The organism is Vibrio mytili, from assembly GCF_049563345.1.
Lineage (GTDB): Bacteria > Pseudomonadota > Gammaproteobacteria > Enterobacterales > Vibrionaceae > Vibrio > Vibrio mytili.
In genome coordinates, this window is the sequence record NZ_CP110482.1 from 734,156 (window position 1) to 752,158 (window position 18,003).

The 18,003-nt window shown below is 44.3% G+C and carries 17 protein-coding genes; 9 read left to right on the forward strand and 8 right to left on the reverse strand.

The window, feature by feature from the left end; translation table 11 throughout:
- Positions 1-263: 263 nt before the first annotated feature.
- Positions 264-1,811: a DUF1800 domain-containing protein gene (locus ONE56_RS16945; protein ID WP_423840529.1), complete on the forward strand. Its 1,548-nt coding sequence runs from the start codon at positions 264-266 to the stop codon at positions 1,809-1,811.
- A gap of 9 nt (positions 1,812-1,820) precedes the next feature.
- On the forward strand, positions 1,821-3,146 hold the full coding sequence (locus ONE56_RS16950; protein WP_423840530.1) for a DUF1501 domain-containing protein: 1,326 nt from the start codon (positions 1,821-1,823) through the stop codon (positions 3,144-3,146).
- 111 nt (positions 3,147-3,257) lie between these two features.
- Here the strand turns inward: ONE56_RS16950 and ONE56_RS16955 are convergent, their stop codons facing one another.
- On the reverse strand, positions 3,258-4,346 hold the full coding sequence (locus ONE56_RS16955) for a ketoacyl-ACP synthase III (RefSeq protein WP_423840531.1): 1,089 nt from the start codon (positions 4,344-4,346) through the stop codon (positions 3,258-3,260).
- 176 nt (positions 4,347-4,522) lie between these two features.
- Here ONE56_RS16955 and trxC point away from each other — a divergent pair, with 176 nt between their 5' ends.
- Positions 4,523-4,957: a thioredoxin TrxC gene (trxC, locus tag ONE56_RS16960; protein WP_423840532.1), complete on the forward strand. Its 435-nt coding sequence runs from the start codon at positions 4,523-4,525 to the stop codon at positions 4,955-4,957.
- Positions 4,958-5,312: 355 nt separating this feature from the next.
- Positions 5,313-6,473, forward strand: coding sequence for an MFS transporter (locus tag ONE56_RS16965; RefSeq protein ID WP_423840533.1), 1,161 nt, complete (start codon positions 5,313-5,315; stop codon positions 6,471-6,473).
- Positions 6,474-6,533: 60 nt separating this feature from the next.
- Here ONE56_RS16965 and ONE56_RS16970 read toward each other — a convergent pair whose 3' ends face one another.
- Entirely contained in the window at positions 6,534-6,908 is a 375-nt protein-coding gene (locus ONE56_RS16970) for a nitrous oxide-stimulated promoter family protein (protein WP_423840534.1), read from the reverse strand.
- 170 nt (positions 6,909-7,078) lie between these two features.
- On the opposite strand from ONE56_RS16970, the gene ONE56_RS16975 reads away from it, so the two are divergent.
- Positions 7,079-7,267: a DUF2986 domain-containing protein gene (locus tag ONE56_RS16975; RefSeq protein ID WP_331439077.1), complete on the forward strand. Its 189-nt coding sequence runs from the start codon at positions 7,079-7,081 to the stop codon at positions 7,265-7,267.
- A 91-nt stretch (positions 7,268-7,358) separates the two neighbouring features.
- Here ONE56_RS16975 and ONE56_RS16980 read toward each other — a convergent pair whose 3' ends face one another.
- A complete protein-coding gene (locus ONE56_RS16980) occupies positions 7,359-8,090 on the reverse strand; it encodes a siderophore ferric iron reductase (RefSeq protein ID WP_423840535.1) in 732 nt (243 codons plus the stop codon).
- A 402-nt stretch (positions 8,091-8,492) separates the two neighbouring features.
- On the opposite strand from ONE56_RS16980, the gene ONE56_RS16985 reads away from it, so the two are divergent.
- Positions 8,493-9,824 carry an anaerobic C4-dicarboxylate transporter gene (locus ONE56_RS16985; protein WP_041154458.1) on the forward strand — a complete coding sequence of 444 codons (1,332 nt, stop codon included), beginning with the start codon at positions 8,493-8,495 and terminating at the stop codon, positions 9,822-9,824.
- A gap of 113 nt (positions 9,825-9,937) precedes the next feature.
- Here ONE56_RS16985 and ONE56_RS16990 read toward each other — a convergent pair whose 3' ends face one another.
- Positions 9,938-10,426 carry an NYN domain-containing protein gene (locus ONE56_RS16990; RefSeq protein WP_041154457.1) on the reverse strand — a complete coding sequence of 163 codons (489 nt, stop codon included), beginning with the start codon at positions 10,424-10,426 and terminating at the stop codon, positions 9,938-9,940.
- A gap of 157 nt (positions 10,427-10,583) precedes the next feature.
- Between ONE56_RS16990 and ONE56_RS16995 the strand changes: the two genes are divergently transcribed.
- Positions 10,584-11,024, forward strand: a complete 441-nt coding sequence (locus tag ONE56_RS16995) for a DUF4174 domain-containing protein (RefSeq protein ID WP_423840536.1) — start codon at positions 10,584-10,586, stop codon at positions 11,022-11,024.
- Between the two features lie 44 nt (positions 11,025-11,068).
- Here ONE56_RS16995 and cobA read toward each other — a convergent pair whose 3' ends face one another.
- From cobA to nirB, 4 genes are all read right to left on the reverse strand, one after another.
- A complete protein-coding gene (cobA, locus tag ONE56_RS17000) occupies positions 11,069-11,827 on the reverse strand; it encodes a uroporphyrinogen-III C-methyltransferase (RefSeq protein WP_423840537.1) in 759 nt (252 codons plus the stop codon).
- A 167-nt stretch (positions 11,828-11,994) separates the two neighbouring features.
- Positions 11,995-12,843, reverse strand: coding sequence for a formate/nitrite transporter family protein (locus tag ONE56_RS17005; RefSeq protein WP_041154454.1), 849 nt, complete (start codon positions 12,841-12,843; stop codon positions 11,995-11,997).
- Between the two features lie 232 nt (positions 12,844-13,075).
- Positions 13,076-13,399: a nitrite reductase small subunit NirD gene (gene nirD, locus ONE56_RS17010; RefSeq protein WP_041154453.1), complete on the reverse strand. Its 324-nt coding sequence runs from the start codon at positions 13,397-13,399 to the stop codon at positions 13,076-13,078.
- Between the two features lie 13 nt (positions 13,400-13,412).
- Positions 13,413-15,977 carry a nitrite reductase large subunit NirB gene (nirB, locus tag ONE56_RS17015; protein WP_423840538.1) on the reverse strand — a complete coding sequence of 855 codons (2,565 nt, stop codon included), beginning with the start codon at positions 15,975-15,977 and terminating at the stop codon, positions 13,413-13,415.
- 391 nt (positions 15,978-16,368) lie between these two features.
- On the opposite strand from nirB, the gene rnk reads away from it, so the two are divergent.
- Positions 16,369-16,773 (forward strand): nucleoside diphosphate kinase regulator, encoded by a 405-nt coding sequence (gene rnk / locus ONE56_RS17020; RefSeq protein ID WP_423840539.1) that lies wholly within the window; start codon positions 16,369-16,371, stop codon positions 16,771-16,773.
- Between the two features lie 220 nt (positions 16,774-16,993).
- On the forward strand, positions 16,994-17,965 hold the full coding sequence (locus tag ONE56_RS17025; protein ID WP_423840540.1) for a GGDEF domain-containing protein: 972 nt from the start codon (positions 16,994-16,996) through the stop codon (positions 17,963-17,965).
- Positions 17,966-18,003: the final 38 nt, after the last annotated feature.

The window sequence follows — 18,003 nt, forward strand, 5'->3', positions numbered from 1 at the left end:
ACGAGTTCAGTTCAAGATAAATAACGGTAGGAATGGGATTCCCTTTCGACGTTATTTAGAACAGAAATGGGCTCGTTGATGAGCTCCATAGGGGCAAGTTTTATTCGCTTTTGAGCTTCGTTACTGCTTTTTACGTAGAATAACTATGTATTCAAATCAGCGACGTGGTTAAGAGCAAATACATTCTCGCTGAACAAGCATCTTGAAGTTACTTGAGTATATTAAATGGATTTAAGTCCCTTCTTTGGATAAGCGAGTCAACAATGAGACATGAGATACAGAGCCGAGTTTTTTATCGGATTTTAGGAGTATTCGTCATATTACTGTGGCATATAAAGCCATCTTTTGCGGATGACGACGTCGCTCGCCTTCTTTATCAAACGACATTTGGCCCCACCCCTACGCTGATTAATCAAGTTGAAAAAGTCGGCAAAACGAAATGGATAAACCAACAAATTCTTCTCACTCCAACTTACCATCAGCCTCTTTACAACACGCCCTTTTCTAAAGGTGACCAAGCCAATCGAGAGAACGCTTGGTACCAAATCGCCATGACAGCGGATGACCAACTTAGACAGCGCATGGCGTATGCCTTAAGTCAAATCGTTGTGGTTTCTCAATACGGAGGTTCACTGTCAGGGAAAGCGGCAGGATTAGCAAATTATTACGATATGTTGGTTAAAAATGCGTTTGGGAATTACAAAGATTTGCTTTATGACGTGACAACGCATCCTGTTATGGGCAACTACTTATCAATGATGGGAAGTGCAAAAGCAGATTCTGACACAGGCGCATTGCCCGATGAGAACTTTGCGCGCGAAGTGATGCAACTGTTTACTTTAGGTCTTTATCAACTCAATATCGATGGCAGTAAAATACTTGATGATGCAACTGGTAAACCGATGCCGACGTACACACAAAATGATGTTCAAGAGTTGGCACGAGCATTAACTGGATGGGTCAAGTCAGATAATGACTTCGTAACGCCAATGACTGCGGTAGCTGAACTTCACGATTCTGGGGAGAAAACGATCCTAGGTTCGACAATTCCTGCTGGGCTTACTGCACAAGAAGAGCTTTCACGCGTAATCGATATTTTTATGTCGCACCCGAATATGGCTCCTTTCATATCAAAGCGTTTAATACAGCGATTCGTCACATCAAATCCAAGTCCGGGTTATATCTCCAGAGTTGCCAAAGTGTTCAATAACAACGGTAAAGGCAAAAAAGGCGATTTAAGTGCTGTAATCAAAGCCGTATTACTTGATGCAGAAGCTCGCGGACGCACTGATACTAAACCGATAAAAGTCAAAGAGCCGATTCTGGTGTTGACTAACTTCCACCGAGCCGCTGGCTTTTCTTTAAATGGGACTCGCTTTGATGCTGCAGTGACAGCATTTAATACGGCCAATCAGGGACCACTGCGATCTCCTTCGGTGTTCAATTTCTATTCTCCGAATTATCAACCTTCCAATGCCTTTATGGATGAAAATATGGTGTCGCCAGAATACCAAATTTTAAATTGGGCAGTTTATACGGAGTTGGTCAATTATATGCTCAATAGTACTCGCCGAGGCGGCGACGATACGTACAATCTCGATTTTAACGAGTTCTATGCGCAACTTGATAACCACCAAGCTCTAGTAAACCTCGTCGATCAACATTTTTTTGCTGGTACGGCGTCAGAGACACTTAAGCAAACCATGTTGGATGTATTAGATGACTACAAAACCAATTATGTACCTACCACAAAACTGTCATTAGTTATTTTTGCAGCCATCTCAGATGATGAGTTTTACATCCAAGATTAGGAGTGAAGAATGGATATCTCACGACGCGACTTTCTAAAAAGTTCACTTTCATTGGGAGCCGTTACGTCCCTCGGCCTTCCTGGTTATACTCTCGCAGCACCCTCGAACGATTTTCGAGCGTTAATCTGTGTCTATCTCGAAGGTGGCAACGACGCGCTTAACACGGTGCTTCCAATGTCAAACGCACACTATAATCAGTATGCCAATGTTAGAAGAGAGTTGGCGGTTGCGAAAGACGAGATCGTGCCTACTGGACTAAAAGCCGTCGATGGCCAAAATAAGACAGTCCCCCTCGGTTTACACCCTCAACTTGAACCACTACTGCCCTTATTTCAACAAGGCAACGCAAACATCGTGCTAAACAGTGGCATATTGGATCAACCGTTAACCAAAAAAGATATTGAGCAGGAAAAACTTCCCCTCCCAGAGCAACTGTTTTCACACAATTCTCAAACGGAGTCTTGGCTACGCGGAGGAATGGAAGAAAGTAAAAACCTAGGCTGGGCAGGAAGGATGCTTGATGTACTGTCATCAAACGCAGAGATCACACCGCTTTATAGCGTGCACGGTGAGTCGCTCTGGTTAAGAGCAATGGAGTACCGACAAACCATACTGAAAAAAGACCGAGCCGTGCAATTGAGCGCACTAAACAACAACATGTATAACGATGTTTATGCAAAACTTCTGGAGAATAAAAAAGACAGCTTGTTTAGCGGGCATTTCCATTTGATGGTCAATGAGTCGATGACCATGAGTCATATTCTGTCGGAGCAATTGGAACAAATTAAGGATGCAGAGTCATTTACTTCTTCAACACTTGGGCAGCAACTACAAACTGTGTACAAGCTCATCGCCAGCCAAAGTAATTTGAACCAGCAGCGTCAAGTATTCTTTGTCAAGCACACGGGTTATGACTTACATGATGCTCAACTAGCCAGACACCCGGGGTTGCTTGAAGATTTAGCAACCAACTTATCAGCTTTGTATCGTGAACTGGATACCATCAACATGATGAACCAAGTTACAACGTTTACGATGTCTGATTTTGGTCGAAGAATGATCAGTAATGGCAATGGCACCGATCATGGATGGGGAGGACATCAACTGTTGTTAGGAGGAGCGTTATCTGGCGATACGCCGATTGGTCGCTGGCCGCAATTGGTGTTAGATGGGGATGACGATTATTCTAAAGGTCGATTGATTCCACAAATTGGCGCTGATCAAGTGGGGGCAACGTTAGCCCAGTGGATGGGGGTAAGTAATAACGCTGCACTTGAATACGTTTTCCCCAATATTCGTAACTTTCCTGTGTCTAACCTAGGTTTTATTTCTTAACGTAGACTTCATGGCCAATTAAAACAGGGAGCAACAAATGCTCCCTGTTTTGACTACTTTTCTGATTCACTTAACTCTGTTGGCGACGTTGATTACATATTATTACGTTGATTACATAGTATTACGTTGATTACATAGGGTAATTGCACGTTCCAAGAGCACCAAAGCAGAGTGCTCACATTCAGGCAGTGTGGCGTCACTTTCTCCGATTGGCGTAATGCGCTCTCCCCACTTAAGTACAGCAGCCCCCCAAGTTAACCCAGCACCAAATGCTGCAAGTAGCATATTATCGCCAGGGTTAACGCGGCCTTGCTCTAACGCTTCACACAGAGCGATAGGAACCGTGGCCGCAGAGGTATTGCCGTAATTTTGTATGTTCACAAACGCTTTTTCTTGAGGTATACCAGAAAGATCACACAAGGTCTGGATGATTCGGATATTCGCTTGATGTGGAATCACAACATCAATTTGCTCTGTACTTAATTGGGAGTCTTTCAGCACAGTTTTAGCTGCGAGCCCCATTCCTTTAACCGCACGTTTGAATATTTCTTGTCCGACGAAATTGAAGTCCCAAAAGCCATTGTCTTCTGCAAAGCGATCCATGCTGCTACCAAACGCAGGCACAGCCAGAATATCTCGACCTTTTGCATCACAACCGATTTGCGACTGAATTAACCCGGTTTCTTTCTCAGTTTTTGATAGCACGACGGCACCTGCTCCATCTCCAAACAGAACCGCGGTATCCCGCATCGCCCAGTCAATATAAAAAGAAAGGCGTTCTGCGCCGATAATAATGGCATGACGGTAGTTGCCCGACTGAATCAAACGCGTTCCCGTTTCTAATCCATAAACAAATCCCGTGCAGGCAGCGTTTAAATCAAAGGCCGCCGCAGAGCGAATCCCTAAGTTTTGTTGTACCTTCGACGCAATGTTTGGAATCAGCGAATCAGGAGAACAGGTCGCAACAATAATAAGGTCAATCTCACTCGCTTCGATTCCTGCCCTTGCAAGCGCATGTTTTGCTGCAACGGTTGCCAAATCAGACGTATCGACATGGCTAATACGACGATTTTCTATTCCAGTACGGGTACGAATCCATTCATCAGAAGTATCAAGGAACGTGCTAAGATCATGGTTAGAAAGCTCAGCTGGGGGTAAACATTTCCCCCAACCAGTAATTTCAGCGTAGTAATTTGTCATCTTAGACCTATTTATTGTTGTATTTTAATAAGATATCTTAAGGGCTAGGTTTGCCGCTAAGAAAAACTTGTGTTGAGAGCACTAGCGCAAAACAACGCAAGTAAAAACAAATTATACGCATTATGAGGCTGACTGGTAAGTCCAGTTTTCATCAGTTCGTCACAAAGGAAGAAATCATGTCGTCGTTTAAAACTCGCTGCCCATCATGTGGCAGTTTAAATCGAATCCCAAATGAGCGAGTCGCAGAAACCGCTACCTGTGGTAAGTGCAAAAGCGCCCTGCTCGATGGAGCCCCTATTGAAGGCACCCTTGATAATTTCTCAACGTTATTACAAAGCGATACGCCCGTTGTCGTCGATTTTTGGGCCCCATGGTGCAATCCTTGCGTTGGGTTTGCGCCCGTTTTTGCTGACGTGGCGCAGGAACAAGCTGGCAACGTTCGTTTTATAAAAGTCGATACCGAAGCCCAACAACAACTGGCTGCACAATTTGCGATTCGTAGTATCCCTACTGTCATGGTGTTCAAAGATGGTCAACGTGTCGACATGATCAACGGGGCGCTGCCTAAAAGCCAATTTGATCAGTGGTTAAAACAAGCGATTCATAAATAATAACGTGTCGCCAGCCTCAATGTAGGGCTGGCTATCTCACCGTCTTTTTTGATTATTTTCCTCTCCAGCCCACTCGCTAATTCGCTCTAATTAACGATAAATAGTATTTGTCGTAACGACAGGTTTAATTCGTTTTACTTGCTTCGTTATTGGCTGCATATTCGCGCCAAAATACCTAAGAACACTCCCATACAACTTCAAGAAACGTGTTGCGAATGCAAAAATGACGTAGAAAGTGCCTGCTAAGCTACTTCGTCGTTTTTCAACAATTCGCGCCAGTAACTATGCTCGTTATCGAGCTTCTTGTCGTTGTATCAGAGTTACTAAAATATCAAATGATCGATAGGCACAAACAGTGGACACTAACGTATTACAACGCACATTACCGCAAGTCAAAGTACCCGTCATCGCGCTATCATTGTACGCGGTGGCTTCGGGTTATTTAATGAGCCTGATCCCGCTGATGCTAAGCGAATATGGTATACCGTCTGAATTTGCCAGTTGGTTAGCAAGTAGCTTTTATGCTGGGTTATTGATTGGTGCACTGTTTATTGAGCGTATGGTGCGTCAAATGGGGCACCGAAAAGCGTTTGTCACTTGTCTGAGTGCGTTTACTCTGACCATTCTTGTCATGCCTGCATTTGCTGATGGGTTCGTATGGCTCATCGCTCGATTTATCGCAGGTATCACGGTGGCTGGCATCTTTGTGATCGTTGAATCTTGGTTAATGTCAGGAGATGAAGCATCTCGTGCAAAACGTCTTAGCTTTTACATGCTGTCGTTATACGGTGGTTCTGCTCTAGGACAATTAGGGATTGGAGTGATTGGTATCAGCGGTGCAGTCCCGTTTATTGCGATCACAACGTTGATCTTAATGGCGGTGCTTGTGTTGATGTTTATCGATTGTGAACAACCAAATAGTCACGAGTCGACCGCTTTGTCATTCAAACAAATCATGCGATTAAACCACGCTGCTATTATTGGCTGCATGGTCTCGGGATTAACACTAGGTGCAATTTACGGACTGATGCCTGTTGAGTTAACTAACCGAAAAATAAACCATCAGGATATTGGAACTTTGATGGCATTGGTTATTTTGGGCGGTATGTTGGTGCAACCAACGGTAACGGCACTCAATCGTTACATGAGCCGCACCGTACTAATGGCACTATTCTGTATTGTAGGCATGTTCGCTATCGGCATGACTTTTGTTTCGACATCTGCAGTGGTATTAGCCGCTTCGCTCTGTCTTTTGGGCGCTGCTACTTTTGCGTTATACCCTATTGCTATTAACCTAGGATGCGATGGGCTTGATGAGCGTTTTATCGTCTCAGCGACGCAAGTAATGCTTTTTAGTTACAGTGTTGGGTCAGTATTTGGTCCTGTGGTTGCCGACCGATTTATGGGGCAAGAGCATGGATTGCTGGGCTACCTATTCGCCGCTTTGGTTGCAACTGGCATCTACATGCTGTTGGCCGCGAGTAAATCAAAGCAACAGATTGCAACGGGTATGTAATCTGTCATTATTCAGTAGACTAACGAGGGCAATTCGCCCTCGTTTCTGCACACCAGAATGTTATGCACTTTTGCGTTTATGGCGGTTAGAAGCATTCTCGGTTGGCTTCTCGGGGATCTCACCCCGTTCATGAATTAAATGGCGCACAGCCAATATAGGATGCTTGAGTAACATCCTCGGACCAGAATATCGCATCACAAAGCGCATTTGTTCTTTTTGCTCGGGTTTATAACAGTGAATAGGACATTTATTGCAGGTTGGCTTTTCCTCACCGTAAGGGCAACGATCAAGCCTCATTTGTGCATACCTCACCAAAGTTCGACATTCCGAGCATATCTCAGATTGACTGCCGTGGTGAGCTCGGCAATATACTTCAACCATTGCTTTGACGGTTTTGAATTCAGTGGCAAGTTTGCCAATTAACACTTCGCTCATTCTCACGCTCAACTTTTCGGCTTATACACATTCAATTCTGAGTAATACCGTATCACTCGTTCTGCCGTCGCCGCACGACTCTTTTAGAGTAAGGTTACATCCACTCACATAAAGTTGTAAGTTAGCAAAAAAGACACTATTCTGCCCAGCTAAATGAAAGGACGTGTCCCATGAATCGCAAAAAAAAGATCAATCAAATCCTAAAATCAAAGCAGAAAAAGCAAAACGCGAAACTGCACAAGAGCAACAAACCGCGCTACATTTCTAAAGCAGAGCGGGCTAAAATGGAAGCGGAAGAGCAAAACGCTGAGCGCTTTGATGCATCAGCGAATAATGAAGACGGGATTCAAGCAGAATAATCAGCCGCAAAGTACTCAGCCGTAAAGCGGTACTTATCGGTGGTTTCGCCTTCTCATAGGTACTCGTTTATGCCAATTGGAGCATTACAACTCATACTCGCTTCGACATGATTTCACGGTTTTTATTCAGTCTTGGGCAATCTTGACATAGTTTGCCCTGTTCTCGTTTATACACTAAACAACAACTTTTCCTTACCAATTGAACAGGTTGATCGATCTGCATCTGGTATAGAGAGCTAACGTTGTCTTGCTCTAGGTCCATCGCTTGCAACCACAGCGACGCATGTTCTTTGATTATCGAGCTATTTAGATTGGGAAAGAAATTTTGTAATCGTACTAGCCCCGCTAACATACCATCAGACATCAATTGCTGCGTAAATCCTGGACGAATACGCGTCCATTCATTCATCTCATTCTGATAGAAATCGAATAGCGCTCGGAGCTGCGGTCCCGCTTCTCTGATCAACGTTGTCTCATCACCGACAGTACATTGCTTATTAGCAAAACGATACCCGGTTACAAAGCAAGGTTTCACGTATTGCGCCATCTGGTATAGATTCGGCAACGTTTGAAAACCATAAATTGATATAAACGCGATATAAACAGGCTGCCAGCAGAGCAGATCCCACGTTCTTGTTAACCAATAGGCTCGCCCTGCTTCTGGATAGGTTTCTTCGAGCTGACGGTATAAGCCTTTAATGATCGGGTTAATATTGTTGTCAATGTGAATCGCATCTTGGCTTATCTCGCCAATATCTCCGTGAAGATAGGCTGTCATTGACCTTGATGACTGAAACAGTTTGTAAAAAAATGAGTCGGACATAGCTGCGCGTATTAATGTTTTCGCTTTCTTGTCTTTATACGCAAGCAGAAACAGTAATGCAAACTATTATCTTTTAGATTTTTAAATGACTACCATTACTTCATAAGACTCGATAACAAGCAACTACTCTCATCACTTTGATTGCGTTTTACCCTATCGACGTAGACCGTGTAAATGAACAAAACGTTAAGTCCACCAGAACCTGTCGATACTTTCTTATAAACACGCCACACTCTAAAAACACCTTGATAATCCTCTGTTAACACATCCCAGATATAACGTGAGTTATTGCTAAATATTGCATATTGCTTTTTGACCTCAACCAAAGTGTGACCAAGCCAAGATATTTTTCTCATGAATATCGGAACAATGTAACTAGTTGTATCAAATAAGGAAATTATCATGTTGTATCTAGAGTTTCTGTTCTTACTCATGATGCTCTACATCGGTTCACGCTATGGTGGTATCGGCTTAGGTGTCGTTTCTGGCATCGGCTTAGTTATCGAAGTATTTGTATTCAAAATGCCACCGACTTCACCACCCGTCACGGTAATGTTGATCATTCTTGCTGTGGTGACTTGCGCGTCGATCTTAGAAGCCGCTGGTGGACTGAAATACATGTTGCAAGTTGCAGAGCGATTGCTGCGTAAGAATCCCAAACGCGTTACATTGATTGCCCCATTTGTGACGTATTTTATGACCTTTTTGCTTGGTACAGGCCATGCGGTTTACTCCATCATGCCAATCATTGGCGATGTGGCATTGAAAAATGGCATCCGTCCTGAGCGTCCGATGGCGGCGGCGTCCGTTGCTTCGCAAATCGGTATTACTGCGTCGCCTATTTCTGCCGCCGTTGTGTACTACCTTGCTCAGTTGTCTGACATCCAACATGAAATCACGCTGCTATCAATTTTACTGGTTACTGTTCCAGCAACGTTATTTGGTACATTGCTTATGTCCCTTTACAGCTTAAAACGTGGTAAAGAGCTCGAAGACGATGAAGAGTACCAAACGCGCTTAAAAGACCCAGTTTGGCGTGAAAAAATCCTTTCTACTACCGCAACCTCTCTCGATGAAAAACTACCAACCAGTGCTCGCAACTCGGTACTCATGTTCATTTCATCCATTTTAATCATTGTTGTGATTGCGATGTGGCCAGACATTCGTACCATTGTGGATGGTGAAAAACCAATCAGCATGGCTGTGGTCATTCAGATGATGATGCTCTGTTTTGGCGGTATCATTCTGCTTGCAACCAAAACGGACCCACGAAACGTGCCTAATGGTGTGGTATTCAAATCCGGTATGGTGGCTGCAATTGCGATCTTTGGTATTGCGTGGATGTCAGATACTTACTTCCAATACGCCATGCCACAGTTTCGATCTGGCATCGTAGAAATGGTAACCAACTACCCATGGACATTCGCGCTGGCATTGTTCATTGTGTCTGTCGTGGTCAACTCACAAGCCGCTACCGCACGTATGATGTTACCTGTTGGTCTGGGGCTTGGGCTAGATCCTGCGTTACTGATTGGTTTGATGCCAGCGGTCTACGGGTACTTCTTTATTCCGAATTATCCATCAGATATCGCAACCGTAAACTTTGATACCTCAGGTACAACGAAGATTGGTAAGTGGTACTTCAACCACTCATTTATGTCGGTCGGTTTGATTGGTGTGATTGGTGCTTGCTGCATGGGTTATGTCCTCGCACAAATGATCATACCTTCGTAGCAAATCGGAGCACAACGTCACTAGACGTATGTGACATTTCGTTTAGGGAGAGTCACTTGGTACATTGTCGTACTGCCTGAAGTGATTCTCCCTTTTTATAAGATTGTCGATATCTAAAGTAAGAAATGGTCATCAATGGCGACAAAAATATCGGCACAATCGATCAAGGTTTGGGACGTTAAACGCGGTACGCCATAAACAATGACTTTCTTGTTATAACGCTGCTGAATTCGCTCAACTAACACGCTGAAATCTCCATCGCCCGAGACCAACACTACCTCGTCCACGTCTGGTGCTATTTCTATGGCATCCAAGGTAATACCCACATCCCAGTCCCCTTTTGCGCTGCCGTCACGACGTTGAATATAAGGCTTGAGCATCACCTCAAAACCAACACCACGCAAAATATGATGAAACTGACGCTGTTTCGGATCATTACTTGCGATGGCGTAAGCTCTTGCGCTAACAACCTCTTTGCCTTGCGTGGCAACGTACCAGAATTGGTTGTAATCAAAGTTGCTACGGTACGCTTCTCGACAGGTGTAATACACATTCTGCACATCAACTAGGATTGCGATTTTTTGATTGCTTTCTGAAGTCATCGATTTCTACGTTTTGTTCGTTTGATGCTTACCCTAAGCCAGTTTGCTCCAAAGCACAATCTTTACCCCAAAGCATAATCTTTACCGCGAAGCATATTGAACCAATTCCACTAAACTTAGCGTATAAACAGTTATTGTCGTTTTCAGGGGTCTAATTATGACTAAACTACTCTTCATAGCATTGCTTTGCTGGCTTTTATCGCCTATCGCAATGAGTTACCCCACTTACGCACAATACTGGCCTCATAGAAGCGTTCTTTATTTTGCACCTGAGAATGACGCCCACGTAAAACAATTCTTACTAGAGACACTAATGAATGAGTGTGAACTGGAAGATCGAGATATGGTGATTCTTGTCATGACCGAGGACGGTTTCACCTACCCGGACTGGTTAAAAGAGGAAATAGACCCTCAGCAGTTAGCAGAACAGTACCGAGTCATTAAAGGTGAGCACACCGCAATTCTACTTGGCAAAGATGGTCAAGAAAAGTACCGTTGGGGAGCAGAGACGGATTGGCAATTCATCAATGAGTTGATTGACGGCATGCCAATGCGCAGACAAGAAATGCAGAGACAGCGAAGTCCTTGCACGATTTAATTAACAACATTTAAGTCATAACAGCCGAGTTAACAGACCGCAACCTAGCCAACAAACCAGTCGAGCTTTTGATGTAACTGTGTGACACTGCCCACGACAATAATAGAGGGGCTGAAGGCGTTCTGTGCCATATCTGCTAGCTCGACGAGCTTACCCTGCAAAACACGTTGCTCAGGGCGCGTACCGTTTTCAATGATGGCGCATGGCATGTCTCGGTCAAGCCCATGACTTATCAGCTTGTCCATTATATGACCGCTCTGTTTTAACCCCATATAGAACACTAAGGTGTTATTCGATTGTGCCAATGATTGCCACTCAATATCGCGCCCATCTTTTTGCACATGACCAGTAATAAATTGGACACTTTGCGCGTGATCTCGATGCGTTAGCGGAATACCGGCATAAGCCGTAGCTCCCGCTGCGGCAGTAATGCCAGGCACCACTTCGTAGTTAACCCCAGACTCTGCCAACGTCTCCAACTCTTCACCACCACGCCCAAACATGAACGGGTCTCCGCCTTTCAAGCGCACAACACGCTTACCTTCTTGCGCCTTTTGAACCAAAATTTGATTAATTTGCTCTTGAGGAACACAGTGGAAGTCGAGCTTTTTGCCTACATAAATCATCTCAGCAGTTTCAGCCGCCAAAGCCAAAATGGCTCTCGAAACTAATCGGTCATATACCACCACTTCTGCGGCTTGAATGGCTTTAAAGCCCTTAACAGTCAGTAAGTCAGGGTCACCTGGCCCCGCTCCAACCAAAGATACGAAACCGGTGTTTAAAGAAGTGTTATTGGTCATCATAGCAATGCCTATTAGGAAATTTAGAGATAAAAAGTCACACTCACAAGGTCTCATAGCGTGAAAAACTGTACACAAACAAGTAGCTACTTTTTATCGCCAAACCGCTAGCTGTTAGCTAAATAAATTATGTGGTCCCAGTATTACAACGTGAGACCACATCGTACCGTTTATTTAGCGATTGCAGGTTTAGCTTCTATGCCTGATTCTGCATTCAAAGACGGCGCTGTTTTCGCATGAGTAATGTAAAGCGGCAAGGTCGCCATGACTAAACCGCCAACAATATTACCAAGAATCGTTGGGATAAGGTTAAAGTTCAACCATGTTGCAACGCCAAAATCCGCGCCTAACATCATGCCTAATGGGAAGAGGAACATGTTTACTACCGTGTGCTCGAATACAAGTGCAAAGAAGATGAAGATCGGAAACCACATCATCGCTACACGACCAGAGACTGAACGCGCCGTCATGTTGCCGATAACACCTAGACACACCATGAGGTTACAGAAAATACCACGTACAAAACACGTAATCCATCCGTCCATACCCATGTTTTCAAAACCAAGGCTACGCGCCGTAGAAACTGCCACAAACTTCTTCGCGACGGCATTGAGATCTAACGAAAAGTTACCCGTCAATGATATTGCAACCAAGTAAGCAACCAGCAAAGAACCAATGAGGTTCCCTAATCCAACGATTCCCCAGCAGCGCATCACTCGTCCCCAAGTAATACCAGGACGATTAGCCAACTTGGCCAAAGGTGCAACACCAAATACCCCCGTTACGAGGTCATAACCCATTACACTCAGAATCACAAAGCCCACTGGGAAAACCAGTGCGCCCACAACGCCAATGCCGGTTTGAACAATCGCTGTAATCGCCACGACAACCGCTAAAGAAAGAATAACCCCCGCCATCGTACTGCGAATAAGCAGGTCTCGAGTGCTAGTATTTACCTTTGCTTCACCAACATTAATCATGGTTTGCACGAACTCAGCCGGTTTATAATCTGTAGACATGAATAAGTCCTTATTCAAAAATGAAAGTTAAAAGTTAAAAGTTAAAAGTTAAAGATTGAATAGAGAAAAGCTCCCTAAAGCACTACCCGTGGGCGTTTGAGTCATTTCCTACTAAAGGCCTTGGAAAGAAACTAGCCTTGGAAAAATACGGACCGCGGTCATAATGGTCAGAAAGCGTTTACCTATTAAATCTAAAGACATTCCCTCCCCCTATTAGAGGAGGGAACAAGACTTAAGCTGAGATCTCAACCTCGCCGTTTATCACACGCGCAGCGTAAGCTTTGACGTTAAATTGCTCATTTTCCATACAGACCCCAGTCTTTAAGTTAAAACGCTGTTTTTTAAGCGGACTGGCGACCCAAAGCTCACCTTGGTGCTCACAAATCAAACCACGAGATAATACGTTTGATTGAAAAAACGGGTCGGTATTGCTGATCGCCAGAACCTCTTCGTCTTCGGTTGGACGAAATACCGCGATCTGCTGGCCACCAACAAGAGCGCAAACGCCTGTACCAGGGATGATATCGTTAATTTGGCAGATTTTTTCAAATGACATAGTCGACCTTCCCTTATGCTTCTGTGAGTGCTACGTGTAGGATGTCGCCTTTTGCTTCCGGATGTTTCTCCGTAAAGGTCGCCGGGCGATGTTGTTCACGTTCAGGTACAAACTGCACATTTTCATCACGTTTGTCTGAGTTAATGAAATGCGCAAAACGCGTTAGCTGTGATTCATCATTGATGGTTGTCGTCCACTCACACTCGTACTCATCAACAAGTTTCGCAACATCAGTTTCTAGTTGAGCGTTAATGCCGAGCTTGTCATTGACGATGACTTCACGTAGGTAGTCCACACCACCTTCCAGATTTTCCATCCATACTGAAGTGCGTTGCAGTGGTGCCGCCGTACGGATGTAGAACATCATGAATCGGTCGATATATTTGATCAGAGTTTCTTTGTCTAAGTCGCTCGCTAACAAATCGGCGTGACGAGGTTTCATACCGCCGTTGCCGCATACGTACATGTTCCAGCCCGCATCAGTGGCAATGATACCAAGATCTTTACCTTGTGCTTCTGCACATTCACGCGTGCAGCCCGATACACCAAACTTCATCTTATGCGGGGTACGGATGCCTTTGTAGCGATTCTCGATAAATGAACCAAGACCAACCGAATCTTGAACACCGTAGCGACACCAAGTCGAACCAACACAAGTCTTCGCCATGCGCAGTGCTTTAGCGTACGCTTGGCCTGTTTCAAAACCAGCATCAATCAGTTTGCCCCAGATGACCGGAAGGTCGTCTTTTTGTGCACCAAACAGGCCGATACGCTGAGCGCCAGTCACTTTGGTATATAGGTTATATTCTTCCGCAACCGCAGCTAACGCACCAAGCGCTTGAGGCGTAACTTCCCCACCCGCCATTCGTGGAATTACCGAGTAAGTCCCATCTTTCTGAATGTTGCCCAAGAAGTTGTCATTGGTGTCATGCAGCTTCACCAATTGCGGCTTAAGGATGTGCTCACCCCAGCATGATGCCAATATGGAACCAACCAGCGGTTTACACACTTCGCAGCCATAGCCTTTGCCGTACTTTTGTAGCAGCTCATCGAAGCTTTTTATTTCTTCAATACGAATTAGGTGGAAGAGCTCTTGACGAGAGTAAGCGAAATGCTCACAAACATCGTTTTTCACTTCGATACCGGACTTGGCAAGCTCTGCGTTCAAAACTGAAGTGACAAGAGGAATACAGCCACCACAGCCTGTGCCCGCTCCTGTGACAGCTTTGATGTCACCCAGTGTATGATGACCATCAGCGACGGCTTGTGCGATCTTACCTTTTGTCACATCAAAGCAAGAACAGATAACGGCACTTTCTGGCAGAGCATCCGCGCCTAACGCTGGCTTTTCCGCGCCTGCATGAGCAGGAAGGATCAAAGCATCAGGGTTGTCTGGAAGATCGATTTCATTCAACATGAGCTGAAGCAGATCGCCGTAATCAGAGGTATCACCGACCATCACCGCACCAAGCAGTTTCTTATTGTCTTTTGATACGATCAGACGTTTGTAAACTTCTTGCTCTTCATTTTGATAGACATAGCTCTTACATCCCTCGGAGCGGCCGTTTGCGTCGCCGATGGAACCTACTTTTACGCCAAGCAGTTTCAGTTTCGCCGACATATCAGCGCCCTGGAATTTACTTTCTGTGTTACCCAGTAGGTGATCAACGGCAACCGTCGCCATCTTGTAACCAGGAGCGACTAGACCATAGAACATGTTGTTCCAAGAAGCGCACTCCCCGATGGCATAAATATCTTTATCAGACGTCTGACAATGGTCATTGATTGCTACGCCACCTCGAACACCAATTTCGAGATCCATTTGACGAGCTAATTTATCCTGAGGACGTATGCCCGCAGAGAACACAATAAAGTCCGTTTCTAGCTCAGTCTCGTCGGCAAAACGCATGACATTACGTGCATTTTTACCTTCTGGCGCAATCTCAAGGGTGTTTTTACTGGTATGAACGTTAACACCCATGCGCTCGATTTTTTGACGAAGTTGGTTACCACCAGCGAGATCCAGTTGCTCTGCCATCAGTTTTGGCGCGAACTCAACAACATGCGTTTCTACCCCTAATGCTTTGAGCGCACCAGCGGCTTCAAGACCAAGTAAACCTCCGCCAACAACCACACCTGATTTGCTGTTCTTTGCGCATGCTTCGATAGATTTAAGATCTTCGATTGTCCGATAAACAAAGCAATCTTTGCTTTCATGCCCTTTAATAGGAGGAACAAATGGGTATGAGCCAGTAGCCAGAATCAGTTTGTCATAATGAACTTCACGACCGGTACTTGAATAAACAATACGATTTTCACGATTGATGTTGATCGCGCGCTCGCCAATCAACATGTTGATGCCGTTTTTCTCGTAAAAACCTTGTTTAACCAACGACAGTTCGTCGGCAGTATGGTGAGAAAAGTAAGAGGAAAGATGCACACGATCGTACGCAACACGAGGTTCTTCGCAGAAAACGGTGATATCCAGTTCAGAGACATCCGTTTTATCAACTAAGTCTTCAATGTAGCGGTGACCGACCATTCCGTTACCGATGACTACTAGCTTCAACTTGCTCATTATAATTCCTAAGGGTTAGGTTCTTATCACTGAGCTCATTGTTATTTGTGAAAGAAAATTAATACATGATGTAAATCAATTACAGTTTCAAACTACCCTAAAGGGGTAGAAGCCAAAGAGTGCAGCCTAATTATGTAATTAAATACCAACTCTGCTTGTCTAGTTTTAACATTCATTCATGTCTACCCCCGTCTCAACATTGGTGGTGAAGGAAAGACGACTTTAAATGAAATAAATTACTGCGACGATAGAAACATTTTACTGGAAGGTCACGCCAATAAAGGCTAATATCAGCCCTTAAATATGGAACTAAACCCATATAAAAAATCAAAGAGCAATCAATAAAATACCGCCCATTTTTATGTGGCGGTCTTTTTTTTGGAGTCAATAAATGCAAAACAACGACCCTATCTATATTTCCAATATCGATATAAATCGAATCACAGCAATGCTTGAGAAGCTGCCGAGTGTTTCAGAAGAACTGATGAAGCTTGAAGAAGAGCTTGATCGAGCTACGGTGTTAGAACCGGAAGACGTGCCAGAGAACGTGGTAAGAATGAACTCAATCGTAGAGTTTCAGTTCTTAGGCGAAGACAAAGTTTTAACCAGACGATTGGTTTATCCTCAAGACTTAAAAAACAGTGATGATATCTCGATTTTTGCTCCAGTTGGCAGCGCGCTGATTGGTCTGTCTGTTGGGCAAAAGCTTGAGTGGCCGTTGCCAAATAAGCGCGTTAAAACGATTGAAATTATCAATGTTACTTATCAAGCTGAAAGTAATACCGAACTAAACTAGCCTCAATAGTCCCGGTGCAAAGCACACCATAGTACTTTGCACCAGGAGCGTTGTTTTATCTAATTCGACCCCACCTAAGCAGCCCCATAAAAAGCCCTCAACTCTTATTTAAACGCTAAGCACTATTCATTCACTTTTTATCCTGAGCACGTGAAACTGGATAGAAGTTTAGTGAGATGTTTCGTATAGTTACCTGACTAAGGTATCGAGTGTTTAGAAAATGGAAGAGCTTTTAAAGCGACTAAAGCAGCTAGAAAAAGACAATGAAGAACTCACACGTCAAAATACTCGCCTGCAAGAAAAACTGAACGCAGCACTTGATAACAATGGCCTTTGCCTGTGGGAACAACATATCCCATCTGGTACATTGACGATATTCAACATGCAGTGGGGAAAAATGCTGGGCTATCAGTCTCACGAACTCACTGCAACCGTCGAGACATGGAAAAATAACCTTCATCCAGATGATTACGACCTTGCTGTTAGCGCATTTGAAGACCACCTAGCAGGCAAAACCGATCTTTATCAAGTCGTCCATCGCATGCTTCACAAAGACGGAACGGATAGTTGGGTATCTGATCGGGGTCGAATTGTAGAGTATGCACCTGACGGTACCCCATTACGGATGATGGGAACCCACATCGACATCACTCAAGAAAAACGCTATGAACAGCAACTGGCTAAACTGGCCAACAGTGATGCTCTTACTGGTTTGCTCAATAGAAATGCAATTGAACATCGATTCAATTGCATGAGTAACAACCCCCAGTCACAAAAGTTAGCTCTAATATTTTTTGACGTGGATAATTTCAAAACCGTTAACGATGAATTAGGGCACCATGCTGGTGATCGTTTACTGATTCGTATTTCAAACGACTTGATTAAGCTCACGCCTCACGATGCGCAAGTTGCTCGAATTGGGGGTGATGAGTTTGTCGTCTTATGTAAAGAAAAATCACCTGAAGAATTATCTGAGCTCTGTGACAAACTGTTAACCAGCATCCCTCCAAGTATTCAAACTTCGCTAAAGACGGAACATAAGCAGAACTTCAACATTGGATTAAGTATTGGCGTATGTATTTTCAACAGTGGTGCAAACAACTTTGCAGACATTTATCAAAAAGCCGATGCCGCTATGTATGAGATAAAGAAGAATGGCAAGAATGGTGCTGCATTTATCGAGCTCGCCTGATTTATCAGGAGCCTAAACGCTTATAACACACCAAAGAC